The organism is Micromonospora sp. L5 (genome assembly GCF_000177655.2).
Taxonomy (GTDB): domain Bacteria; phylum Actinomycetota; class Actinomycetes; order Mycobacteriales; family Micromonosporaceae; genus Micromonospora; species Micromonospora aurantiaca.
This window is the reverse complement of the sequence record NC_014815.1, coordinates 3,084,474-3,103,508: the sequence shown is the minus strand read 5'-3', so window position 1 is coordinate 3,103,508 and position 19,035 is coordinate 3,084,474. Positions and strand designations below refer to the sequence as shown.

21 protein-coding genes and 1 pseudogene are annotated in these 19,035 nt (G+C 71.1%); 16 read left to right on the top strand and 6 right to left on the bottom strand.

All coding sequences use genetic code 11. From position 1 onward, the window contains the following. Nucleotides 1–175 precede the first annotated feature (175 nt). The 6 genes from ML5_RS14760 (at nt 176) to ML5_RS14735 (ending at nt 7,726) form a co-directional block, all read left to right on the top strand. Complete coding sequence (locus ML5_RS14760) at nt 176–724, top strand: Uma2 family endonuclease (protein WP_013475228.1); 549 nt, start codon at nt 176–178, stop codon at nt 722–724. Nucleotides 725–792: 68 nt separating this feature from the next. Next, nucleotides 793–2,229, top strand: coding sequence for a TldD/PmbA family protein (locus ML5_RS14755; RefSeq protein ID WP_013475227.1), 1,437 nt, complete (start codon nt 793–795; stop codon nt 2,227–2,229). Beyond that, on the top strand, nt 2,226–3,647 hold the full coding sequence (locus ML5_RS14750; protein WP_041784189.1) for a TldD/PmbA family protein: 1,422 nt from the start codon (nt 2,226–2,228) through the stop codon (nt 3,645–3,647). The genes ML5_RS14755 and ML5_RS14750 overlap by 4 nt, the downstream gene beginning before the upstream one ends. Nucleotides 3,648–3,874: 227 nt before the next feature. Continuing rightward, complete coding sequence (locus tag ML5_RS14745) at nt 3,875–4,696, top strand: hypothetical protein (protein WP_013288449.1); 822 nt, start codon at nt 3,875–3,877, stop codon at nt 4,694–4,696. 10 nt (nt 4,697–4,706) lie between these two features. Continuing rightward, nucleotides 4,707–6,620, top strand: coding sequence for a fumarate reductase/succinate dehydrogenase flavoprotein subunit (locus ML5_RS14740; RefSeq protein ID WP_013475225.1), 1,914 nt, complete (start codon nt 4,707–4,709; stop codon nt 6,618–6,620). Continuing rightward, nucleotides 6,620–7,726, top strand: coding sequence for a succinate dehydrogenase/fumarate reductase iron-sulfur subunit (locus ML5_RS14735; RefSeq protein ID WP_013475224.1), 1,107 nt, complete (start codon nt 6,620–6,622; stop codon nt 7,724–7,726). Before ML5_RS14740 ends, ML5_RS14735 begins: the two co-directional genes overlap by 1 nt. A gap of 107 nt (nt 7,727–7,833) precedes the next feature. Here ML5_RS14735 and ML5_RS14730 read toward each other — a convergent pair whose 3' ends face one another. Then, a complete protein-coding gene (locus ML5_RS14730) occupies nt 7,834–8,220 on the bottom strand; it encodes a (deoxy)nucleoside triphosphate pyrophosphohydrolase (protein ID WP_013288452.1) in 387 nt (128 codons plus the stop codon). Nucleotides 8,221–8,458: 238 nt separating this feature from the next. Here ML5_RS14730 and ML5_RS14725 point away from each other — a divergent pair, with 238 nt between their 5' ends. The 5 genes from ML5_RS14725 (at nt 8,459) to ML5_RS14705 (ending at nt 11,429) form a co-directional block, all read left to right on the top strand. Next, complete coding sequence (locus ML5_RS14725) at nt 8,459–8,767, top strand: 4a-hydroxytetrahydrobiopterin dehydratase (RefSeq protein ID WP_013288453.1); 309 nt, start codon at nt 8,459–8,461, stop codon at nt 8,765–8,767. 32 nt (nt 8,768–8,799) lie between these two features. Then, complete coding sequence (locus tag ML5_RS14720) at nt 8,800–9,162, top strand: PH domain-containing protein (RefSeq protein WP_013288454.1); 363 nt, start codon at nt 8,800–8,802, stop codon at nt 9,160–9,162. 101 nt (nt 9,163–9,263) lie between these two features. After that, a complete protein-coding gene (locus ML5_RS14715) occupies nt 9,264–9,899 on the top strand; it encodes a vancomycin high temperature exclusion protein (RefSeq protein WP_013475223.1) in 636 nt (211 codons plus the stop codon). A 207-nt stretch (nt 9,900–10,106) separates the two neighbouring features. Beyond that, entirely contained in the window at nt 10,107–10,838 is a 732-nt protein-coding gene (locus ML5_RS14710) for a class I SAM-dependent methyltransferase (protein ID WP_013475222.1), read from the top strand. 99 nt (nt 10,839–10,937) lie between these two features. Beyond that, on the top strand, nt 10,938–11,429 hold the full coding sequence (locus tag ML5_RS14705; protein ID WP_013475221.1) for a GNAT family N-acetyltransferase: 492 nt from the start codon (nt 10,938–10,940) through the stop codon (nt 11,427–11,429). A gap of 99 nt (nt 11,430–11,528) precedes the next feature. On the opposite strand, the gene ML5_RS31180 is transcribed toward ML5_RS14705, so the two are convergent. Next, nucleotides 11,529–11,960, bottom strand: coding sequence for a hypothetical protein (locus ML5_RS31180; RefSeq protein ID WP_013475220.1), 432 nt, complete (start codon nt 11,958–11,960; stop codon nt 11,529–11,531). Nucleotides 11,961–12,071: 111 nt separating this feature from the next. On the opposite strand from ML5_RS31180, the gene ML5_RS14695 reads away from it, so the two are divergent. From ML5_RS14695 to ML5_RS14685, 3 genes are read left to right on the top strand one after another with little or no spacing between them, the layout of a single operon-like run. Next, nucleotides 12,072–12,431: a GntR family transcriptional regulator gene (locus tag ML5_RS14695; RefSeq protein ID WP_013288459.1), complete on the top strand. Its 360-nt coding sequence runs from the start codon at nt 12,072–12,074 to the stop codon at nt 12,429–12,431. Beyond that, nucleotides 12,428–13,306, top strand: a complete 879-nt coding sequence (locus ML5_RS14690; protein ID WP_013475219.1) for an ATP-binding cassette domain-containing protein — start codon at nt 12,428–12,430, stop codon at nt 13,304–13,306. Before ML5_RS14695 ends, ML5_RS14690 begins: the two co-directional genes overlap by 4 nt. After that, nucleotides 13,303–13,998, top strand: a complete 696-nt coding sequence (locus tag ML5_RS14685) for a hypothetical protein (protein ID WP_013475218.1) — start codon at nt 13,303–13,305, stop codon at nt 13,996–13,998. The genes ML5_RS14690 and ML5_RS14685 overlap by 4 nt, the downstream gene beginning before the upstream one ends. Before the next feature lie 91 nt (nt 13,999–14,089). On the opposite strand, the gene ML5_RS14680 is transcribed toward ML5_RS14685, so the two are convergent. Beyond that, nucleotides 14,090–14,653, bottom strand: a complete 564-nt coding sequence (locus ML5_RS14680; protein WP_013288462.1) for a dihydrofolate reductase family protein — start codon at nt 14,651–14,653, stop codon at nt 14,090–14,092. A 300-nt stretch (nt 14,654–14,953) separates the two neighbouring features. On the opposite strand from ML5_RS14680, the gene ML5_RS14675 reads away from it, so the two are divergent. Continuing rightward, a complete protein-coding gene (locus tag ML5_RS14675; protein ID WP_236619419.1) occupies nt 14,954–15,685 on the top strand; it encodes an SDR family oxidoreductase in 732 nt (243 codons plus the stop codon). Between the two features lie 20 nt (nt 15,686–15,705). Here ML5_RS14675 and ychF read toward each other — a convergent pair whose 3' ends face one another. From ychF to ML5_RS14660, 3 genes are read right to left on the bottom strand one after another with little or no spacing between them, the layout of a single operon-like run. Next, on the bottom strand, nt 15,706–16,791 hold the full coding sequence (gene ychF, locus ML5_RS14670; protein ID WP_013288480.1) for a redox-regulated ATPase YchF: 1,086 nt from the start codon (nt 16,789–16,791) through the stop codon (nt 15,706–15,708). A gap of 58 nt (nt 16,792–16,849) precedes the next feature. Then, the gene (locus tag ML5_RS14665) at nt 16,850–17,596 is read right to left on the bottom strand and encodes a peptidase E (protein WP_013288481.1); all 747 of its coding nucleotides are present in this window, start codon (nt 17,594–17,596) and stop codon (nt 16,850–16,852) included. 30 nt (nt 17,597–17,626) lie between these two features. Next, the gene (locus ML5_RS14660) at nt 17,627–18,139 is read right to left on the bottom strand and encodes a MarR family winged helix-turn-helix transcriptional regulator (RefSeq protein WP_013475216.1); all 513 of its coding nucleotides are present in this window, start codon (nt 18,137–18,139) and stop codon (nt 17,627–17,629) included. On the opposite strand from ML5_RS14660, the pseudogene ML5_RS32815 reads away from it, so the two are divergent. Then, nucleotides 18,048–19,004 (top strand): annotated as a pseudogene (locus ML5_RS32815) (EamA family transporter); the annotation flags it as partial. The gene ML5_RS14660 and the pseudogene ML5_RS32815 sit on opposite strands and share 92 nt — an antisense overlap. Nucleotides 19,005–19,035 lie beyond the last annotated feature (31 nt).

Here is a 19,035-nt window from a genome sequence, read left to right as displayed (position 1 = left end):
ATCGAGCGGCCTGTCAGCGGCCTGAGCGTAACGACTGGGTTTCCGTCTCGCACCCCCGTCACCTGGGACATCCACGCCCGCGACTGGCCGTCGTCGCCTCGTCGCCGCACTTGTGGTGCGACGATGGTCCCGGCGACGAAGGGACGATTCCCGTCGGCACGAGGTGGAGGCGACGATGACCGCGGCGGTGTTCGGCCACGACGGCCCGTGGACCGAAGAGGAGTACCTCGCCCTCGGCGAGACGCGGCAACGCGTCGAACTCTTCGACGGGAGCCTGCACGTGACACCGGCACCGACCCCGCGGCACCAACGAATCCAGCGGAACCTCGGCAACCTGCTGGAGGCCGCGGCCGGGCACGTCGGCCTGGAACTGCTGGAGACGGTGAACGTCCGGCTCCGGCCAGGCCGCATACCGATTCCCGACCTGGTCGTCACCGAGCCGATCGACTTCGACCAGCCGATGATCGAGGCGCGGGACGTGCGGCTCGTGTGTGAGGTCATCTCACCGGGCAACGCGGCAACCGACAAGGTGCTCAAGATGCACTACTACGCCGCCGCGGGGATCGAGTGGTACCTGCTGGTGGAGCAGGAAACCGGCACGCTGCACCTGCACCGGCGGCAGGGTCGGCACTACCGCGAGGTGTCGGTGACCAAGCCCGGTTCCGCGCTGGAGCTGACCGAGCCCGTCCGGGCCACGATCCGGCCGGCGGATCTCGTCCCCTGACGGATGTCGGTGCGCTCGCCTAGGGTCGGGCGCATGAGCGAGCGTCGAGCGACCCATCAGGACAGCGCATGAGCGAGTTCGACGCGGCGACCGCCGCCGTCCAGGCCGCTCTCGACGCGGGCGCCCGCTACGCCGACGCCCGGGTCATGCACCGCCGCTACGAGTCGATGTCGGCCCGCAACGGCGACATCGAGGAGCTGAGCCAGGACGAGAGCATCGGGCTGGGCGTACGCGCGCTCGTCGGATCGGGGTGGGGCTTCCACGCCGTACCCGATCTGTCCGACGCCGCGGCCCGCGACGCCGGCCGGCGCGCCGCGGCGATCGCCACCGCGAGCGCGCGGGTTCCCGGTCCGCCGATCGACCTGGTGCCGGCCGAGGCGGCGGTGGCGAGCTGGGCCTCGGAGTGCGCCGTCGACCCGCTCGGAGTGCCACTGTCGGACAAGGGCGACCTGCTGGTCCGCGCCACGGCGACGATGCGCGAGCACGGCGCCGACCTGGCCGAGGGGCTCTACCAGATCTGGGACACCTCGAAGTGGTTCGTCTCCAGCGAGGGCCACCGGATCGACCAGCGGATCCGGGAGTGCGGTGGCGGCATCTCGGCCACCTCGATCGGTGACGGCGAGACCCAGCGGCGGTCCTATCCGAGCTACCGCGGGCAGTACGGCACCACCGGCTGGGAGCTGGTCACCTCGCTCGACCTGGCCGCGCACGCCGCGCGGATCGCCGAGGAGTCCCGCGAGCTGCTCACCGCGCCGCTCTGCCCGGCCGGCGAGACCGATCTGATCCTCGGCGGTGAGCAGCTCGCGTTGCAGATCCACGAGTCGGTCGGGCACGCCATCGAGCTGGACCGCATCCTCGGCTGGGAGGCGGCGTTCGCCGGCACGTCCTGGCTCGACCTGGCCCGCCTCGGCTCGCTGCACTACGGCTCCGAGCTGATGAACGTGACCATCGACCCGACCATCCCTGGCGCGCTGGGCAGCTTCGGCTACGACGACGAGGGCTCCCCGGCGGTCGCCCGGGACGCGGTCCGCGAGGGGCGGTGGGTCGGGGTGCTCGCCGGCCGGGACTCGGCCGCCGTCGCGGGCCTTGACTACGGCGGCAGCGTACGGGCCGACGGCTGGGCCCGGCTGCCGATGGTGCGGATGACGAACGTGGGCCTGGAACCCGGCCCGCACACGCTCGACGAGATCATCGCGGCCACCGACGACGGGGTGCTGATGGACATCAACCGGTCCTGGTCGATCGACGACAAGCGGCTCAACTTCCAGTTCGGCTGCGAGGTCGGCTGGGAGGTGAAGAAGGGCCGCCGGGGGCGGATGCTGCGCAACCCCACCTACACCGGCATCGGGCCGGTCTTCTGGCGCTCGATGGACATGCTCTCCTCGGAGACGGTCGCCTGGGGCACGCCCAACTGCGGGAAGGGGCAGCCCGGCCAGGTCGGGCACACCGGCCACCCGGCCGCGCCGGCCCGGTTCCGCGGCGTCCGGGTGGGGGTGCGGGCATGAGCGAGCGCGGCATGAACGCCGAGCTGGAGATCGCGGCCGGGGTGGTGGACCTGGTCCGGCACACGGCCGGTCCGGCCGCCGAGGCCGAGGTGCTGGTGACCCGCTCCGACCTGGCGCTGACCCGGTTCGCCAACTCGTTCATCCACCAGAACGTGTCCGAGACCGGTGTCGCCGTACACCTGCGGTTGCACGTGGACGGGCGGACCGCTACCGGCAGCGGCAGCCGGGTCGACGCCGACGGGCTGGCCGCCCTGGTCGAGCGGACCCGGGCCGCGGCCCGGCTCGCGCCGCCCGACCCGGCCTGGCCGGGACTCACCGCCCCGACGCCTGTGCCGTCCGGCCCGGCCGTCGACGAGGACACCGCATTCGCCTCGCCCGACGAGCGGGCCGAGCGGGTACGCGCGTTCGTGGACGCGGTCGAAGGGCTGGAGGCGGCCGGCTACTGCCGCACCTCGTACCGGTCGGGGGCGTTCGCCAACTCGGCCGGGCACACGGCTGCGGGCCGGGCGGCCGAGGCGGCGATGGACGGCATCGCCCGCGCCGGCGGCGCCGACGGGGTGGCCCGGCTCTGCGCCGACCGGCTGGCCGATCTCGACGGCGCGGCGCTCGGCGCCCGCGCGGCGGCCAAGGCGCGCGCCGCTGCCGACCCGGTCGAGCTGCCGCCCGGGCACTACGAGGTGGTGCTCGAACCGGCTGCCGTCGCCGACCTGCTCCAGAACCTGGCCTGGTACGGCTTCAACGGCAAGCGCTACGCCGAACGGCAGTCCTTCGCCGAGCCGGGCACCGCCCAGTTCGACCCGGCGGTGACGCTCGTGGACGACCCGCTGCACGCCGGCACACTGCCGTTCGACCTGGAGGGCACGCCCCGGCGGGCGTTGCCGCTGGTCGAGGGCGGCACCACAGGGGCGGTGGCGTACGACAGGCGCGGCGGCGCCGAGGCGGGAGCCGGGTCCACCGGGCACGGCATGCCGGGTAGCGCGACGTTCGGCCCGATCCCGCACAACGTCCGCCTGCTGACGGGCACGGCGGGCGTGGCAGGCGCGGCCGTCGCCGCCGGACCGGTGAGCGCGGGCGTGACCGGGGCGGTGGGCGACCCGGACACCGCCGCGCTGGTGGCCGGGATGCGGCGCGGGCTGCTGGTCAGCGACTTCTGGTACACCCGCGTGCTGGACCCGAAGCAGCTCGTGGTCACCGGGTTGACCCGCAACGGGGTGTGGCTGGTCGAGGACGGCGTGCCGACCCGCGCGGTGCGCGACTTCCGGTTCACCGAGTCGTACCCCCGGGCGCTGGGGCCGGGCCGGGTGCTCGGCCTGGGCCGGACGGCGGTCCGCCAGCCTGCCCGCATCGACGGCTCCTGGTACGAGACACCGGCGCTGCGGCTGTCCTCGTGGCACTTCACCGGCGGCGCGTCCGGGTGACCCGGCGCGCCGCCGGGCGCACCACGCCACCGGTCGGCGCACCGTTCGGCCGACCCGCCACATTGATCATGAACTGACTCTTTCCAAGCTGCGGGACACACGGGACACTGCGTTGCGCGGCCGGGCCGTGAAGATCGGCGTAACGTGTGTCACTTAGCCGCACCGGTTCGCCGGTGTGGCCTCGCGCGTGCGCAGGACGTGACAGTGACGTCAGGGAGATGACTCAGATGACAACTACGTCGGCCAGGACGCCGAGACCGCAGCCGCGGGGAGGGCGGGCACGCGCCGCCATCGCGGCGAAGACGTTGCGGACCGACAGATGGTGGATCGCCCCGCTGATCACAGTGGTGGGGCTCAGCGCGTGGGTCATCTACGCGACGGTCCGGGTCTTCATGCACAAGTGGTACTGGGTGGAGCAGTACCACTACCTGACGCCGTTCTACTCCCCCTGCGTCACCGACCGCTGCGTCGAGGGCTCCTCGCACTTCGGCCAGTTCCTGCCCGGCTGGTGGATCATCCCGGACGCGGCGCTCACCCTGCCGTTCCTGCTGCTGTTCCGGCTGACCTGCTACTACTACCGCAAGGCGTACTACCGGTCGTTCTGGCTGTCGCCGCCGGCCTGCGCGGTGCCGGACGGGCACCAGTCGTACAGCGGCGAGACGCGGTTCCCGCTGCTCGGGCAGAACCTGCACCGCTACTTCTTCTACGCCGCCGCGATCATCTCGCTGATCAACACCTGGGACGCGATCCTGGCCTTCCACTCCCCCGAGGGCTTCGGCTTCGGCCTGGGCAACATCATCCTGATCGGCAACGTGGTGATGCTGTGGGCGTACACGATCTCCTGCCACTCCTGCCGGCACATCATCGGCGGGCGGCTCAAGCACTTCTCCAAGCACCCGATGCGCTACAAGGCGTGGACCGGGGTGTCCTGGTTGAACGTCCGGCACATGCAGCTCGCCTGGATCACCCTCGGCACCCTGGCACTCACCGACTTCTACGTGATGGCGGTCGCCGCCGGCTGGATCAACGACCTGCGGTTCATCAACTGAGAGCCTGGACATGACTGAGACGCGAATCGAACGACACCACTACGACGTCGTCGTGATCGGGGCCGGTGGCGCCGGCCTGCGCGCGGCGATCGAGGCCCGGCTGGCCGGCAAGAAGACCGCGATCATCTCGAAGTCGCTGTTCGGCAAGGCGCACACGGTGATGGCCGAGGGCGGCGCCGCCGCCGCGATGGGCAACGTGAACTCGCGCGACAACTGGCAGGTGCACTTCCGGGACACCATGCGCGGCGGCAAGTTCCTCAACAACTTCCGGATGGCCGAGCTGCACGCCAAGGAGGCGCCGCAGCGGATCTGGGAGCTGGAGACGTACGGCGCGCTGTTCGACCGCACCAAGGACGGGAAGATCTCGCAGCGCAACTTCGGCGGCCACGAGTACCCGCGCCTGGCGCACGTCGGCGACCGGACCGGCCTGGAGCTGATCCGTACGCTCCAGCAGAAGATCGTCTCGCTCCAGCAGGAGGACAAGCAGGAGTTCGGCAGCTACGACGCGCGGATCCGGGTCTTCTCCGAGACCACGATCACCGAACTGCTGCTCGACGGCGACCGGGTCGCCGGGGCGTTCGGCTACTACCGCGAGTCCGGCGAGTTCGTCCTGTTCGAGGCGCCCGCGGTGGTCCTGGCCACCGGCGGCGTCGGACGCTCCTACAAGGTCACCTCGAACTCGTGGGAGTACACCGGCGACGGCCACGCGCTGGCGCTGCGCGCCGGGGCCACGCTGATCAACATGGAGTTCCTCCAGTTCCACCCGACCGGCATGGTCTGGCCGCCCTCGGTGAAGGGCATCCTGGTCACCGAGTCGGTACGCGGCGACGGCGGCGTGCTGAAGAACTCCGAGGGCAAGCGGTTCATGTTCGACTACGTGCCCGACGTGTTCCGCAAGCAGTACGCGGAGACCGAGGAGGAGGCGGACCGCTGGTACACCGACCCGGACAACAACCGGCGTCCGCCGGAGCTGCTGCCCCGCGACGAGGTCGCACGCGCGATCAACAGCGAGGTCAAGGAGGGCCGGGGTACGCCGGCCGGCGGCGTCTACCTGGACATCGCCTCCCGTAAGTCGGCCGAGGAGATCCGCCGCCGCCTCCCGTCGATGTACCACCAGTTCAAGGAACTGGCCGACGTCGACATCACCAAGGAGCCGATGGAGGTCGGCCCGACCTGTCACTACGTGATGGGCGGCGTCGAGGTGGACCCGGACTCCGGCGCGGCGTACGGCACCGTGCGCGGGCTCTACGCCGCCGGTGAGGTGTCCGGCGGCATGCACGGCTCCAACCGGCTCGGCGGCAACTCCCTGTCCGACCTGCTGGTCTTCGGCAAGCGCGCGGGCGGGCACGCGGCCACGTACACCGATCAGCTCACCACCCGCCCGGCGGTGTCGGTGGCGGCGGTGGAGGCCGCCGTGGAGACGGCGCTGGCGCCGTTGCAGCGGGACACCGGTGAGAGCCCGTACCAGCTCCAGCAGGACCTCCAGGTGGTGATGGGCGACCTGGTCGGCATCATCCGGCGCGAGGGTGAGCTGGCCGACGCGCTCGCCCGGCTGGCCGAGCTGCGGGAGCGGGTGGCGAAGGTCAGCGCGGTCGGCGGCCGGCGCTACAACCCGGGCTGGCACCTGGCGCTGGACCTGCGCAACATGCTCGTGGTCTCGGAGTGCACCGCGAAGGCGGCGCTGGAGCGGCAGGAGTCGCGCGGCGGGCACACCCGGGAGGACTACCCGGCGATGGACCCGAAGTGGCGGAGCGTCAACCTGGTCTGCTCGCTGGACGGCGACACGGTCCGGCTGACCCACAAGCCGCTGCCGAAGATGCGGCCGGAGCTGATCGGACTGTTCGACCGGGCCGAGCTGGCCAAGTACCTGACCGACGAGGAACTCGCCGAGTTCGACGCCCTCACCGAGGAGGCGAACAACTGATGGGAAGTAAGCGCCAGTTCCGCATCTGGCGGGGCGACGAGACCGGCGGCGACCTGAAGGACTACACCGTCGAGGTGAACGAGGGCGAGGTGGTCCTCGACGTGATCCACCGGCTCCAGGCCACCGAGGCACCGGACCTGGCGTGCCGGTGGAACTGCAAGGCCGGCAAGTGCGGCTCGTGCTCGATGGAGATCAACGGCAAGCCGCGGCTGGGCTGCATGACGCGGATGTCGACGTTCGAGGAGTCCGAGACCGTCACTGTCACCCCGCTGCGCACCTTCCCGGTGATCCGGGACCTGGTCACCGACGTCTCGTTCAACTACGAGAAGGCGCGGGAGACCCCGGCGTTCGCGCCGCCGGCCGACGTGGCGCCCGGCGACTACCGGATGCAGCAGGTCGACGTCGAGCGCTCGCAGGAGTTCCGCAAGTGCATCGAGTGCTTCCTGTGCCAGAACGTCTGCCACGTGATCCGTGACCACGACGAGAACAAGCCGGCGTTCTCCGGTCCCCGGTTCTTCATCCGGGCGGCCGAGCTGGACATGCACCCGCTCGACGCGCGCACCGACCGCCGGGAGTACGCGCAGTCGGACATGGGACTCGGCTTCTGCAACATCACCAAGTGCTGCACCGAGGTCTGCCCCGAGCACATCAAGATCACCGACAACGGGATCATCCCCATGAAGGAACGGGTCGTCGACCGCAGGTACGATCCCCTTGTGTGGCTCGGTAACAAGATCTTCCGGAGGGGTCAGGTGCCTCAGACCAGCGCGACCAGCGGGCATTCGAGCGGTGCCGTCACGTCCGGAGGGGCGCAGGGCGGGGCGCACGCGCACGGCGGCGGTTCGCACGCCGGCGGGGTGCACTCGCACGCGGGCGGCTCGCACGACAGCGCCGCCGAGCGTCAGGCCCAGCAGGGCGTCAACTGGCACCGCGAGGTGCCGCACCCGACCGCCCCGGCGGTGGACGCCAACGGCAGGCTGCCGCTGACCGAACTGACGTTCAACAAGGCCGCCGCGCCGTCGCCGTTCGGCGACGACGTGACGTTCCCGCTGCCGCCGGAGCACCTCAACTTCGCTCACCCGCAGCAGGACGAGCCGAAGCACTGAACAGCAGCGCGACGATGGCGGGGGCCGGCGGCACGAGCCGCGGGCCCTCGTCCCGTTTCCGGCCGGCTGTCCGGTTCACCGGACGGCCCGGCTCGCGCCGCCGTCGTTCAGGGGGCGTCGAGCAGCGGGCGCAGCGCGGCCACGATCGGCACATCGGCCGGCAGCCAGTCGACGCTGTCCAGCTCTGCGGCGGAGAGCCAGCGCAGCTCGGCGTGCTCCAGGGCCTCGGGCTCGTCGCCGTGCAGCAGGCGGGCGGCGTAGACGCGCAGCACGGACCGGCCGTGCGCCATCCGTACGTCCCGGCCGACACGCGCGCCGACGGCCACCCGTACGCCCAGCTCCTCGGCACACTCTCGGGCCAGCGCGTCGGTCTCGGCCTCGCCCGGCTCGACCTTTCCGCCCGGGAACTCCCATCGCCCCGCCACCTCGGGGGGCGCGGAGCGCTCGCATGCCAGCACCCGGCCACCCTCGATGATCGCCGCCCCGACGACCACCCTCGGCTCCCGCCGGTCGGCCTGCCCGCTTCCGCTAACCCGTTCGGTCCGCACGGGCCACCAGCGTGCCAGATCAATCGGCGGTTTGGGTAGCTGCGTCGGCCGTCAGGTCAGCAGAACACGGAAGTGTGGGCGTGGACACACCATCTGAGCGGCGAGAGACTAGAGGGCGTCGACTGGGACACGGGATGGCGACGATTTGGCCACAAGCCGGCAACGACGCCTGGGAGGTGCGGTGATGCGCGTGCTGTTCAGCGGCCGGGCGAAGCACGACTACCTCAGCGACGCGCTAGCCCTGCTGTCCGGATGGACGCGCGAGGGCGAACAGATCCGCCGCACGATCGTCCTCGACGACACCCAGCACGCCGCGCTCACCGAGCGGGTGGCGGTGGTCGCCGACGCGCTGCGGCTGCGCCCCGAGATCAGCCGCCGGGCCGACCGTACGCAGATCAGACTCGGGCACGACGACGGCGAGCCACTTACCGAGGGTGAGGTTCTGCTCGCGGCGCGCATCGAGGACGCGGTCCGCGCGGTCACCGAGCCCTGATCGGCTGGCACGCCCCGCCTACCCTCGGGTGCATGTCTGGCCCCACGTACGACCGCAAGGAACAGTTCCAGCAGATCCAGAGCGGGTTGCTGCCCGGTGAGCAGATCATCGCCGTCTACGACGCGGTCGGCACCGGCACCGGCTTCATCGGCCTGACCGACCGGCGGGTGATCATCCAGGACCGCTCCTTCGTCGGCAAGCGGTACGCGATCACCAGCATCCCGTACTCGAAGATCACCAGCGTGAGCGTGGTGAGCAACAAGTCCTGGGGTGGTTCGTTCTTCTCCACCGGGTCCATCGCGGTGCACGTCGGCACGCACACCTACGAGGTCGAGTTCCGGGGCGCGCAGAAGAGCCACCACGTGCACAACGTGATCCTGCACCACATCTCCTGACCCGCCTGGCACAATCGCCGCCATGCGGGGGCTGAGGGCGCGATGGCGGGCCTGGCGGGGCGAGCATCGGCGGGGCCGTACGCCTGCTCCGCCGCCTCCTGGTGCTCGCCACCGCCGCCGTGATGCTGCTCGGCGCCGCCACGGTCGCCAGCGCGACCTGGGTCCGCGGCGCCGCCGAGGGCCGCCTGTTCGACGCCGCGGACGTGCCGGAGACACCGGTGGCCCTGGTGCTGGGCACCAAGGTGGAGCCGGACGGCACGCCGGCGCCGTTCCTCGCCGCCCGGCTGGAGATCGCCCGCCAGTTGTACGCCGCCGGCAAGGTCCAGGTGCTCCTGCTCTCCGGCGACCACATGGACTGGGACTACGACGAGCCGGACGCGATGCGGCGCTGGCTCGTCGAGCGTGGCGTCCCGGCGGAGAAGACGGTGCTGGACCACGCCGGATTCGACACGTACGACTCGTGCGTCCGCGCGCACCGCGTCTTCGGGGTCCGGCGGGCCACAGTGGTCACCCAGTCGTTCCACCTGCCGCGCGCGGTGGCGCTCTGCCGGGACGCCGGCATCGAGGCCGTCGGCGTCGGCGACGACACCGCCCGCCGGTACGCCGACCAGTGGCGGATCAGCTCCACCCGGGAGTACGGCGCGTGCGTGAAGGCCGCCGTGGACGTGCTCACCGGGCGTGACCCGGTGCACCTCGGCCGCCGGGAGACCGGAGTGGACGACGCGCTGCGGGCTTAATCGGGTTGTCTGCTCGGCACGGCTGCTGATCTGCTGAACCCCTCGAAGCCGACCGGAGGGAGCACCGCCATGCCGAACGCTGCGACGCCCAGCCGACCCGTCGTCACCTCATCCGAATCGAGGCTTCGTCTTGTCGTACCCCATTCCGGCGGAGGTCACTGACCTCTCGCCGCGTCGCGTCCCTTCCGCCCGGCGGGAGGGCGCGTGATGTCCGTCTTCGACGATCCCGGCCTGTTCGGCCGGCTCTGGGCCGCCACCTACGACGGCCCCGGCAATCCCGACCCGGCCCCGGCCGTCGACTTCCTCGCGCCGCTGGCCGAGGGCGGCCCGGTGCTCGAACTGGCTGTGGGCACCGGCCGGGTGGCCCTGCCGCTGGCCGCCCGCGGCCTCGCCGTGGAGGGTGTCGAGGCGTCCCCGGAGATGGTCGCGCACCTGCGCGCCAAGCCGGGCGGCGCGGACATGCCCGTCACCATCGGCGACATGTCGGACGTCCCGGTCGCCGGGCCGTACCGTCTGGTCTTCCTGGTGTTCAACACGCTGTTCAACCTGGTCTCGGAGGAGCACCAGGCGGCGTGCTTCCGCAACGTCGCCCGGGTGCTCGCGCCCGGCGGGGCGTTCGTCATCGAGACCTTCGTGCCCGACCCGGCGGACTTCGACCGGGACGAGCAGGTCCAGGTGCGGGAGGTGACCGAGGACTCGGCCACCATCCGCCTGCACCGGTACGACCGGGCGGCGCAGACGTTCGTGCGGCAGACCGTCACCTTCGACGCCTCCGGCGTGCACCTGAAGCCGTTCGCCATGCGGTACGCCTGGCCGGAACAGATCGACGAACTGGCGGAGCGGGCCGGGCTGCGGCTCACCGAGCGGTACGCCGACTGGGACCGGACGCCGTTCGAGGCGGACAGCCGCGCGCACATCTCCGTCTACCGGCGGCGGTAGCGCTCACGCCGAGGGCCGAGGCATCCCGTCTCGGCCCTCGGCCGGCGCCGATTACGCTGACGCCGCCGGGGTCTGCGCGGTCCCCGGCAGGAGGAACCGATGACAGTCACAGTCGCCGCCATGGACGACTCGCACGCCGGCGCCGTGCTGGAGATCTACCGCCTCGGCATCGCCGAGGGTAACGCCACGTTCGAGACCGAGCCGCCGGACTGGACGCGGTTCACCGCCGCTCGCCTGCCCGGCCACCGCTGGGTGGCGCTCGACGAGAACGGCGACGTGCTCGGCTGGGTGGCCTGCTCGGCGGTCTCCGACCGCTGCGTCTACGCCGGGGTGGTGGAGCACTCCGTCTACGTGCACCCCGGGACGCGCGGCCGCGGCGTCGGGCGGGCCCTGCTGGAGGCGCTGATCGCCTCCACCGAGGCGGCCGGGATCTGGACCATCCAGTCCGGCGTGTTCCCGGAGAACACCGCGAGTCTCGCGCTGCACGCGACGTGCGGATTCCGCGTCGTCGGCACCCGCGAGCGGGTAGGCCGCCACCACGGCACCTGGCGAGACGTGACCTTGATCGAACGCCGCAGCCCTAGGATCTGACCCCCCTTCCCTCCTCCCGCGCCCTCGCCCCGGTGATCAAGGAGTTTGTGTCCGGTCGGCGTGGTCCGGGTGACGTAAACCCCTTGATCACCGGGTTGGTCAGGTGCCGACCAGGTGGCGGCGTACCAGGGCGTCCCGCTCCAGGATCAGGTCGACCATCTGCCAGAACTCGGCGAGCCGGGGATGGGTCAGGCCCTCCTCGCGGCTGAGCTTGCGGCCGAAGATCGGGCTGTCCCCCGCGACCTCACCACCGTTGACGAGCGTCGCGGCCGGCCCCGGCGAGCCGGCCACCGGCCCGACCCGGCAGCCGAAGGTGACGTGGTCGTCGAAGTCGTCGCGGCCCCAGCTGCCCAGGATCGCGTCGATCCAGACCTCGTGCACGCCGTCGTGGTGGTAGCAGCTCGCGAAGTAGACGGACACCGTCGCGTCACCGGTGCGGATGTGGGCCCAGGTCCGCTCCGCGGCGGTGTCGCAACAGCCGCAGACGAACTTCCGTACCTGGCGCGTACTCTCGTCGATCCTCAGTTCCACGGCGCGAACCCTAGCGAGCCCGCGTGCCGCCGCGCGTACCCGAAGGCACTTGACGGTTCCGGCGCCCAGGTGCGACGGTTAGTTACATGAGTAATGAACCGAAGAACCGGGATGGATGACGGGCGGCCGATCTTCGTCCAGATCGCGGAGCTGATCGAAAACTCGATCATCGACGGGACGCTCGCGGAGGAGACCCAGGTGCCGTCGACGAACGAGCTGGCGGCGTTCCACCGGATCAACGCGGCGACCGCCGCCAAGGGGATCAACCGCCTGGTCGATGACGGGATTCTCTACAAACGCAGGGGGATCGGAATGTTCGTGGCAACGGGGGCCGTCGAAACACTCCGGGAACGCCGCCGGCGCGAGTTCTCCGACCAGTACGTGCGGCCCCTCATCGAGGAGGCACGCAAGTTGGGCATCGGCACCGAGGAGCTGAAGAAGCTCATCGAGACAGGGGAGGAACAGCGATGAGCGTCGTGGCGGCAGCCGGCCTCACGAAGCGGTTCGGTGAGGTGACCGCTCTCGACGACGTCACCTTCACGTTGACGGGCAACAAGATCTACGGCCTCCTCGGACGCAACGGCGCCGGCAAGACGACGCTGATGCAGCTGATCACCGGCCAGGACAACGGCATCAGCGGGGACCTCACGCTCTTCGGCGAGCGCCCGTACGAGAACGAGCGGGCACTGTCGCGGGTGGTCTTCATCAAGGAGAGCCAGACGTACCCCACGACCTACCAGGTCCGGCACGTCCTGAGCCTGGCCAGGCGGCTGTTCCCCAACTGGGACGAGGACTTCGCGCAGTCCCTCGTGGATGACTTCGACCTGCCGCGCAAGCGCAACGTGCGCAAGCTGTCCCGCGGCATGCTGTCCGCGCTGGGCGTGACGATCGGACTGGCCGCACGGGCGCCGCTGACCTTCTTCGACGAGCCGTACCTCGGTCTCGACGCGGTCGCCCGGCAGCTCTTCTACGACCGGCTCCTCGCCGACTACGCCGAGAATCCGCGCACTGTCGTGCTCTCCACACACCTCATCGACGAGGTGGCCGACCTGATCGAGCACGTGCTGCTGCTCGACCGCGGCAAGCTGCTGCTCGACGCGCCCAGCGACGAGTTGCGCGGCGAGGTGATGGAGGCGTCCGGCCCGGCCGGGGCGGTGGACGAGTTCGCCGCCGCACACCGGGTGCTGCACCGCGGGCAGCTCGGCGGCGCGGTCCGCGCGTCGCTGCGCGGGTCGTTCGACAACGCCGAACGGATGCGCGCCAGGAAGCTCGGCATCGACCTGGCACCGTTGTCGCTCCAGCAGGCCGTGGTGCGCCTGACGACGGAAAGGACGAACACCCGATGACCCGCATCCTCGACGTCGCCCGGATGCACACCATCGCCCGGGTCGGCCAGCTGGACTGGCCGTGGGGCATCATGGCCATCTCGCTCGGCGTCAACCTGCTGATCTTCGCCTCGGTCGACGAGGCGGCGCCGGGCAAGAACACCACAGGCGGTCTGCTCAGCCTCTACATCGTCTGCGCGATCATCGCCGCCGCCTCGATCAGCCAGGTGTTCCCGTTCGCGCTCGGCATGGGCGTCACCCGGCGCACCTTCTACCTCGCCACAGTGCTCGTCAACGTGGTGCAGGCGGTCGTCTACGGCGTCCTGCTCTACCTGCTCAACCTGATCGAGGGCGCCACCGGCGGCTTCGGGATCGAGCTCCGGTTCTTCCGGATCCCGTACATCGACGTCGACAACGGGCTGTTGCAGATCGCCGTCTACGCGGTGCCGTTCCTGTTCCTGAACTTCCTCTCCGTCTTCGTATCCGTCTGGTACGTCCGGTTCGGCATGAACGGCCTGCTCGGCGCCGGTGCGGCGCTGATCCTGGTGACCGGCCTGCTCGTCGCGTTGATCACCTGGCAGGGCTGGTTCGGCGCCATCTGGCAGTGGCTGAGCAGCCAGCACCAGATCAGCCTGCTGGTGGGATGGCCCGCCCTGGTGGCGGCGGCGGCCGCAGTCGGGGGCATGGCGGCCATCCGCCGGGCCAACGCCTGACGGTTACGCACACAGCGACCGCCGGTCCGCAGGACGCGGGCCGGCGGTCGTTTGCGCATCGGTTGTCGACCTGCCCTGGTGGAGCGTCACCTCAGCGCCTGGTCTCGTACCTCGTCAGGAGCACACCGCCCGGGAACGTCCGGGTCTCCACCAGGGCCAGGTTCACCCAGTTGTCCAGGGCCGTGAAGAACGGCTTGCCGTCACCCACCAGAACCGGGTGGGTGACGAGCACGTACTCGTCGATCAGCCCGCCCCGCATGGCCGCAGCGGCGAGTGTGGCGCCGCCGATGTCCATCGGACCGCCGTCCTCGGCCTTTAGCCGGGTGATCTCGGTGACCGCGTCGCCGGTGACCAGGCGGGTGTTCCAGTCGACCGGCCTGGTCGTCGAGGAGAACACCACCTTCGGCATGTCCCGCCAGCGGCCGGCGAACTCGACCTGGGCCGGTGTGACGCCCGGCTGCTGGTCGGCGGTCGGCCAGTGGGAGCTCATCGCCTCCCACAGTCGCCGCCCGTAGAGCGCCGTGCCTGTCGCCCCCACCCGGTCGGACCACCACTGGAACAACTCGTCGCTCGGCGCACCCCAGCCGAGGTCGTCGCCGGGCGCGGCGACGTAGCCGTCCAGGCTCACGTTCATGCCGAAGGTCAGTTTGCGCATCGTGCCAGCCTCCCGTGGGTCGGTACTCGGCGTACAGACCAGCACGGCGCCGGGAAGACATCGGTCAGGCCACACCGAGGGCCGGCCCACGGGTGTTCCCGCGTCCGGGTGCGGGACCATGACCCCGTGGACGAGGAGACTGCGGGAGCGCCGTCGCGGTGCATCGCCGGCACTGCTGTGGTGGCCGGGTAATTCCGATGACGGCCTTCGGGCGGGCAGCAAGGATGGTGCGTCGAGGGGGTGCGACCACGAATGTCTCTTACGGACGGCAGGGACCAACAGCATCGACCCGTCGCCCTGGTGACCGGTGCCGGCCGCAGCGCCGGCATCGCTGCATCGGTGGTGGTGACGCTGGCTCGGACCGGCTGGGATGTCGGCTTCACCTACTGGACCCCGTACGACGAGCGGATGCCCTGGGGAGCCGATCCCGAGGCCATGACGCAGCTCAGCAGCCAGGCCGCCGAGCATGGGGCAAGAACTGTCGCAGTCGAGGCTAACCTCGCTGATCCTCACACCACGGCTGACATCTTCGAGGCCGTGGAGCGAGAGCTGGGCTCGGTCAGCGCGCTCGTCCTCGCCCACTGCGAGAGCGTGAAATCAGGCCTGCTCGACACCAGCATCGAGAGCTTCGACCGTCACTTCGCGGTCAACACCCGGGCGAGCTGGCTCTTGATTCGCGAGTACGCCCGACGGTTCCGAGGGGCACATGGCACGGGACGCATCGTCAGCCTCACCAGTGACGCTACCGTCGGCAACCTTCCCTACGGAGCCAGCAAAGGCGCTCTCGATCGGATCACCCTGGCCGCTGCTCAAGAACTGGCCCACCTCGGCGTGACCGCCAACGCCATCGATCCGGGTCCAACCGACACCGGCTGGATGACCGCGGAGATCAAGGATGCCGTCCTACGGGCCACGCCGCTCGGTCGCCTCGGACGCCCGCGGGATTGTGCGAACCTCGTCGCGTTCCTGTGCTCACCCGACGGGGGCTGGATCAACGGCCAACTGTTACGCAGCGACGGCGGCATCTCCTGACCTGTGACAACAGACCGAACTCAGACGTTGAAGCGGAACTCCACCACGTCGCCGTCCTGCATGACGTACTCCTTGCCCTCGATCCGGACCTTGCCGGCGGCCTTGGCCGCCGCCATCGATCCGGCCTCGACCAGGTCGTTGTAGGAGACCACCTCGGCCTTGATGAAGCCGCGCTGGAAGTCGCTGTGGATCACCCCGGCGGCCTCCGGCGCGGTCGCGCCGACCGGGACGGTCCAGGCCCGCGCCTCCTTGGGGCCGGCCGTCAGGTACGTCTGGAGCCCGAGCGTCCGGAAGCCCACCCGGACGAGCTGGTTCAGGCCGGGCTCGGACTGCCCGATCGACTCCAGCAGCTCGCGGGCCTCGTCCTCGGGCAGGTCCACCAGCTCGGACTCGATCTTGGCGTCCATGAAGATCGCCTCGGCGGGGGCGACCAGGCCGCGCAGCTCGTCGAGGAACTCGTCGTTGCCCAGCTCGGCCTCGTCGACGTTGAAGACGTAGAGGAACGGCTTGGTGGTGAGCAGGTGCAGCTCACGCAGGTGTTCCAGCTCGACCTTCGCGGCGGCGGCGCCCGCGTACAGCGTCACGCCGTTGTCGAGGACCTCGACCGCCTTCTTCGCTGCCTCGACCGCGGCGGCCCGGTCCTTGCGGAGCTTGGCCTCCTTCTCCAGCCGGGGAAGCGCCTTCTCCAGCGTCTGAATGTCCGCGAGGATCAGCTCGGTGTTGATCGTCTCGATGTCGTCGGCCGGGGAGACCTTGCCGTCGACGTGCACCACGTTCGGGTCGGAGAAGGCGCGCACCACCTGGCAGATCGCCGAGGCGTCCCGGATGTTGGCGAGGAACGCGTTGCCCCGGCCCTGCCCCTTGGAGGCACCCCGGACCAGGCCGGCGATGTCGACGAACGAGACCGGCGCCGGCAGCACCTTCTGCGAGGAGAAGATCTCGGCCAGCTTGGCCAGCCGCTCGTCGGGCAGCCCGACCACGCCGACGTTCGGCTCGATGGTGGCGAACGGGTAGTTCGCGGCGAGCACGTCGTTCTTGGTCAGCGCGTTGAACAGGGTGCTCTTGCCCACGTTGGGCAGGCCGACGATGCCGATGGTGAGACTCACGACGAACCAGCTTACGCGCTTCGCCGGCCGCGCCGGGCAGGCAGGTCCGCGAAGCCTGTCACTCCGGCTCGGCGGACAGCAGGCGCGGCTCGATCCGGGTCTCCCGGGCGGTGCCGTCCTCGGCGCGGACCAGCTCGTACGCGGCCACGCCGGGACGGTCCGCCACCGCCTCGGCCAGCCGGGTGCCCCGGTAGATCAGCCCCACGCCGTCGTCGGTGCAGTGGCTCGCCGGCAGCGTGCCGTCGGCGACCAGCCGGTGCATCAGCGGGCGGCGCTGCTCCTCGCTGTCGTAGTGCACGCCGTTGCCGTACGGGAGCCAGCCCAGCCCTTCGGTGAAGGGCCGCAGCGTCGGACCGTAGCTGTCGGTGGCGCCGCCGGTGTGCCAGCAGATCGAGCCGGCGGAGACCCCGCCGAGCACCACTCCGGCCTGCCAGCACTCGTGCAGGATCTCCGGCAGGCCGTGCACCCGCCACACCGCGCAGAGGTTCGCCACGCTGCCGCCGCCGACCCAGATGACGTCCTGCGCGAGCAGGTGCGCCCGGATGTCCTCGACGTTGGGCATCGGATAGAGCGCCAGGTGGGAGGCGCGGAACCGGGTGCCGGCGAAGGCGCCGTAGAAGACGGTGAACCCGGTCGGCTGGTCGCCGGTGGCCTGGCCGAGGTAGCAGACGCGGGGCGCGTCACCGGCCCCGGCAAGTTCGGCCATCAGGTCGAACAGGGCGCTGGGCCGCGCGTCCCAGGGGCCACGGCGACGGCTGGCGAAACCCATGCTGGTGGCGACGATCGTCGGTTCGGTGGCGGGCATGGGCGTCCTTCCGGGCGGTGACGGTGCCGATCATTGTGCCGGATCCGCGGGCCCGGCCTCGGCCGCCGCGAGCAACGCGCGCAGCAGGTCGGCCAGCCGGTCCTGGTCGGCGGGGGGCAGCGCGTCGAGGATCCGCCGCTGCACCGCGAGCCCGGCCTCGGCCGACTCCTCCACCACCCGGCGGCCAGTGTCGGTGAGCGTGACCCGCAGCGCCCGCCGGTCGGCCGGGTCCGGGGAGCGCCGCACCAGGCCCGCGCGTTCGAGGCGATCGAGCCGCCCGGTCATGCCGCCGGAGGTGAGCATCAGCGAGGCGGCGAGCGCCTTCGGCGCCAGCGTGTACGGCGAGCCGGAGCGCCGCAGCGCGGCCAGCACGTCGAACTCGCCCCGGCCGATGCCCCAGCCCGCGTACACCTTCTCCTGGCCGTCGCCGACCAGCCGGGCCAGCCGGTAGATGCGGCCGAACACGGCCATCGGCTCGGGCCGCATACCTGGTCGTTCCCGCCGCCACTGCTCGACGATCGCGTCCACCTCGTCGCCTGTCACGGCTGCCGATTGTGCCGCACGTCCCACTTCCCCTTTTCGCTCGGGCCTGATTAGCTTAGCGCTAAGATACTTAGAGCCGAGAGAGGCCGACATGAACCGCCGCTGGACCGACGTCGCGCTCACCGCCGCCGCCCCGATCACCTGGGGGACCACCTACCTGGTCACCGCCGAACTCCTTCCCCCGGACCGGCCGCTCTGGGCCGGGGCGATCCGCGCCCTCCCGGCCGGTCTGCTGCTGCTCGCCCTGACCCGCCGACGACCACGCGGTCTCTGGTGGGGGCGAGCCGCAGTGCTCGGCGCGCTGAACATCGGGGTGTTCTTCCCGCTGCTGTTCCTCGCCGCGTACCGGCTGCCCGGCGGCACCGCCGCCGTCCTCGGCGCCGCGCAGCCACTGCTGGTGGCGGTGCTGACAGTCGCGCTGCTCCGTGACCGCCCCACCCGGCCGGCGCTGGTCGCCGCCGCGGTCGCCCCGCTCGGCGTCGCCCTCGTGGTGCTGCGCCCAGGTGCCGGCCTCGACCCGCTCGGCGTCACCGCCGGACTGGCCGGCGCCGTGGCGATGGCCGCCGGACTTGTGCTCACCCGCCGCTGGGGCCGGCCGCCCGAAACGGGCGTCCTCGCCGCGACGAGCTGGCAGCTCGTCGCCGGTGGCCTGATGATCGTGCCGGTCGCCGCCGCCGTCGAGGGCGCGCCGCCCGTGCCCGACGGGCTGGCCCTTCTCGGGTACGCGTGGCTCGGGCTGGCCGGCACCGCGCTGGCGTACGTGCTGTGGTTCCGGGGCGCGGCGCGACTGCCGGTGTCCCGCGTGTCGGTGCTCGGCGCGCTGAGCCCGCTCACCGCCGCGGCACTCGGCTGGGTGATGCTCGGTGAGGCGCTGGACCCGGTCCAGCTCACCGGTT

Excerpts from the sequence above, each read along its gene's own strand:
- ML5_RS14760 (WP_013475228.1), top strand. The coding sequence starts at position 176 with ATGACCGCGGCGGTGTTCGGCCACGACGGCCCGTGGACCGAAGAGGAG.
- ML5_RS14755 (WP_013475227.1), top strand. The coding sequence starts at position 793 with ATGAGCGAGTTCGACGCGGCGACCGCCGCCGTCCAGGCCGCTCTCGAC.
- ML5_RS14750 (WP_041784189.1), top strand. The coding sequence starts at position 2,226 with ATGAGCGAGCGCGGCATGAACGCCGAGCTGGAGATCGCGGCCGGGGTG.
- ML5_RS14745 (WP_013288449.1), top strand. The coding sequence starts at position 3,875 with ATGACAACTACGTCGGCCAGGACGCCGAGACCGCAGCCGCGGGGAGGG.
- ML5_RS14740 (WP_013475225.1), top strand. The coding sequence starts at position 4,707 with ATGACTGAGACGCGAATCGAACGACACCACTACGACGTCGTCGTGATC.
- ML5_RS14735 (WP_013475224.1), top strand. The coding sequence starts at position 6,620 with ATGGGAAGTAAGCGCCAGTTCCGCATCTGGCGGGGCGACGAGACCGGC.
- ML5_RS14725 (WP_013288453.1), top strand. The coding sequence starts at position 8,459 with ATGCGCGTGCTGTTCAGCGGCCGGGCGAAGCACGACTACCTCAGCGAC.
- ML5_RS14720 (WP_013288454.1), top strand. The coding sequence starts at position 8,800 with ATGTCTGGCCCCACGTACGACCGCAAGGAACAGTTCCAGCAGATCCAG.
- ML5_RS14710 (WP_013475222.1), top strand. The coding sequence starts at position 10,107 with ATGTCCGTCTTCGACGATCCCGGCCTGTTCGGCCGGCTCTGGGCCGCC.
- ML5_RS14705 (WP_013475221.1), top strand. The coding sequence starts at position 10,938 with ATGACAGTCACAGTCGCCGCCATGGACGACTCGCACGCCGGCGCCGTG.
- ML5_RS14695 (WP_013288459.1), top strand. The coding sequence starts at position 12,072 with ATGGATGACGGGCGGCCGATCTTCGTCCAGATCGCGGAGCTGATCGAA.
- ML5_RS14690 (WP_013475219.1), top strand. The coding sequence starts at position 12,428 with ATGAGCGTCGTGGCGGCAGCCGGCCTCACGAAGCGGTTCGGTGAGGTG.
- ML5_RS14685 (WP_013475218.1), top strand. The coding sequence starts at position 13,303 with ATGACCCGCATCCTCGACGTCGCCCGGATGCACACCATCGCCCGGGTC.
- ML5_RS14680 (WP_013288462.1), bottom strand. The coding sequence starts at position 14,653 with ATGCGCAAACTGACCTTCGGCATGAACGTGAGCCTGGACGGCTACGTC.
- ML5_RS14665 (WP_013288481.1), bottom strand. The coding sequence starts at position 17,596 with ATGCCCGCCACCGAACCGACGATCGTCGCCACCAGCATGGGTTTCGCC.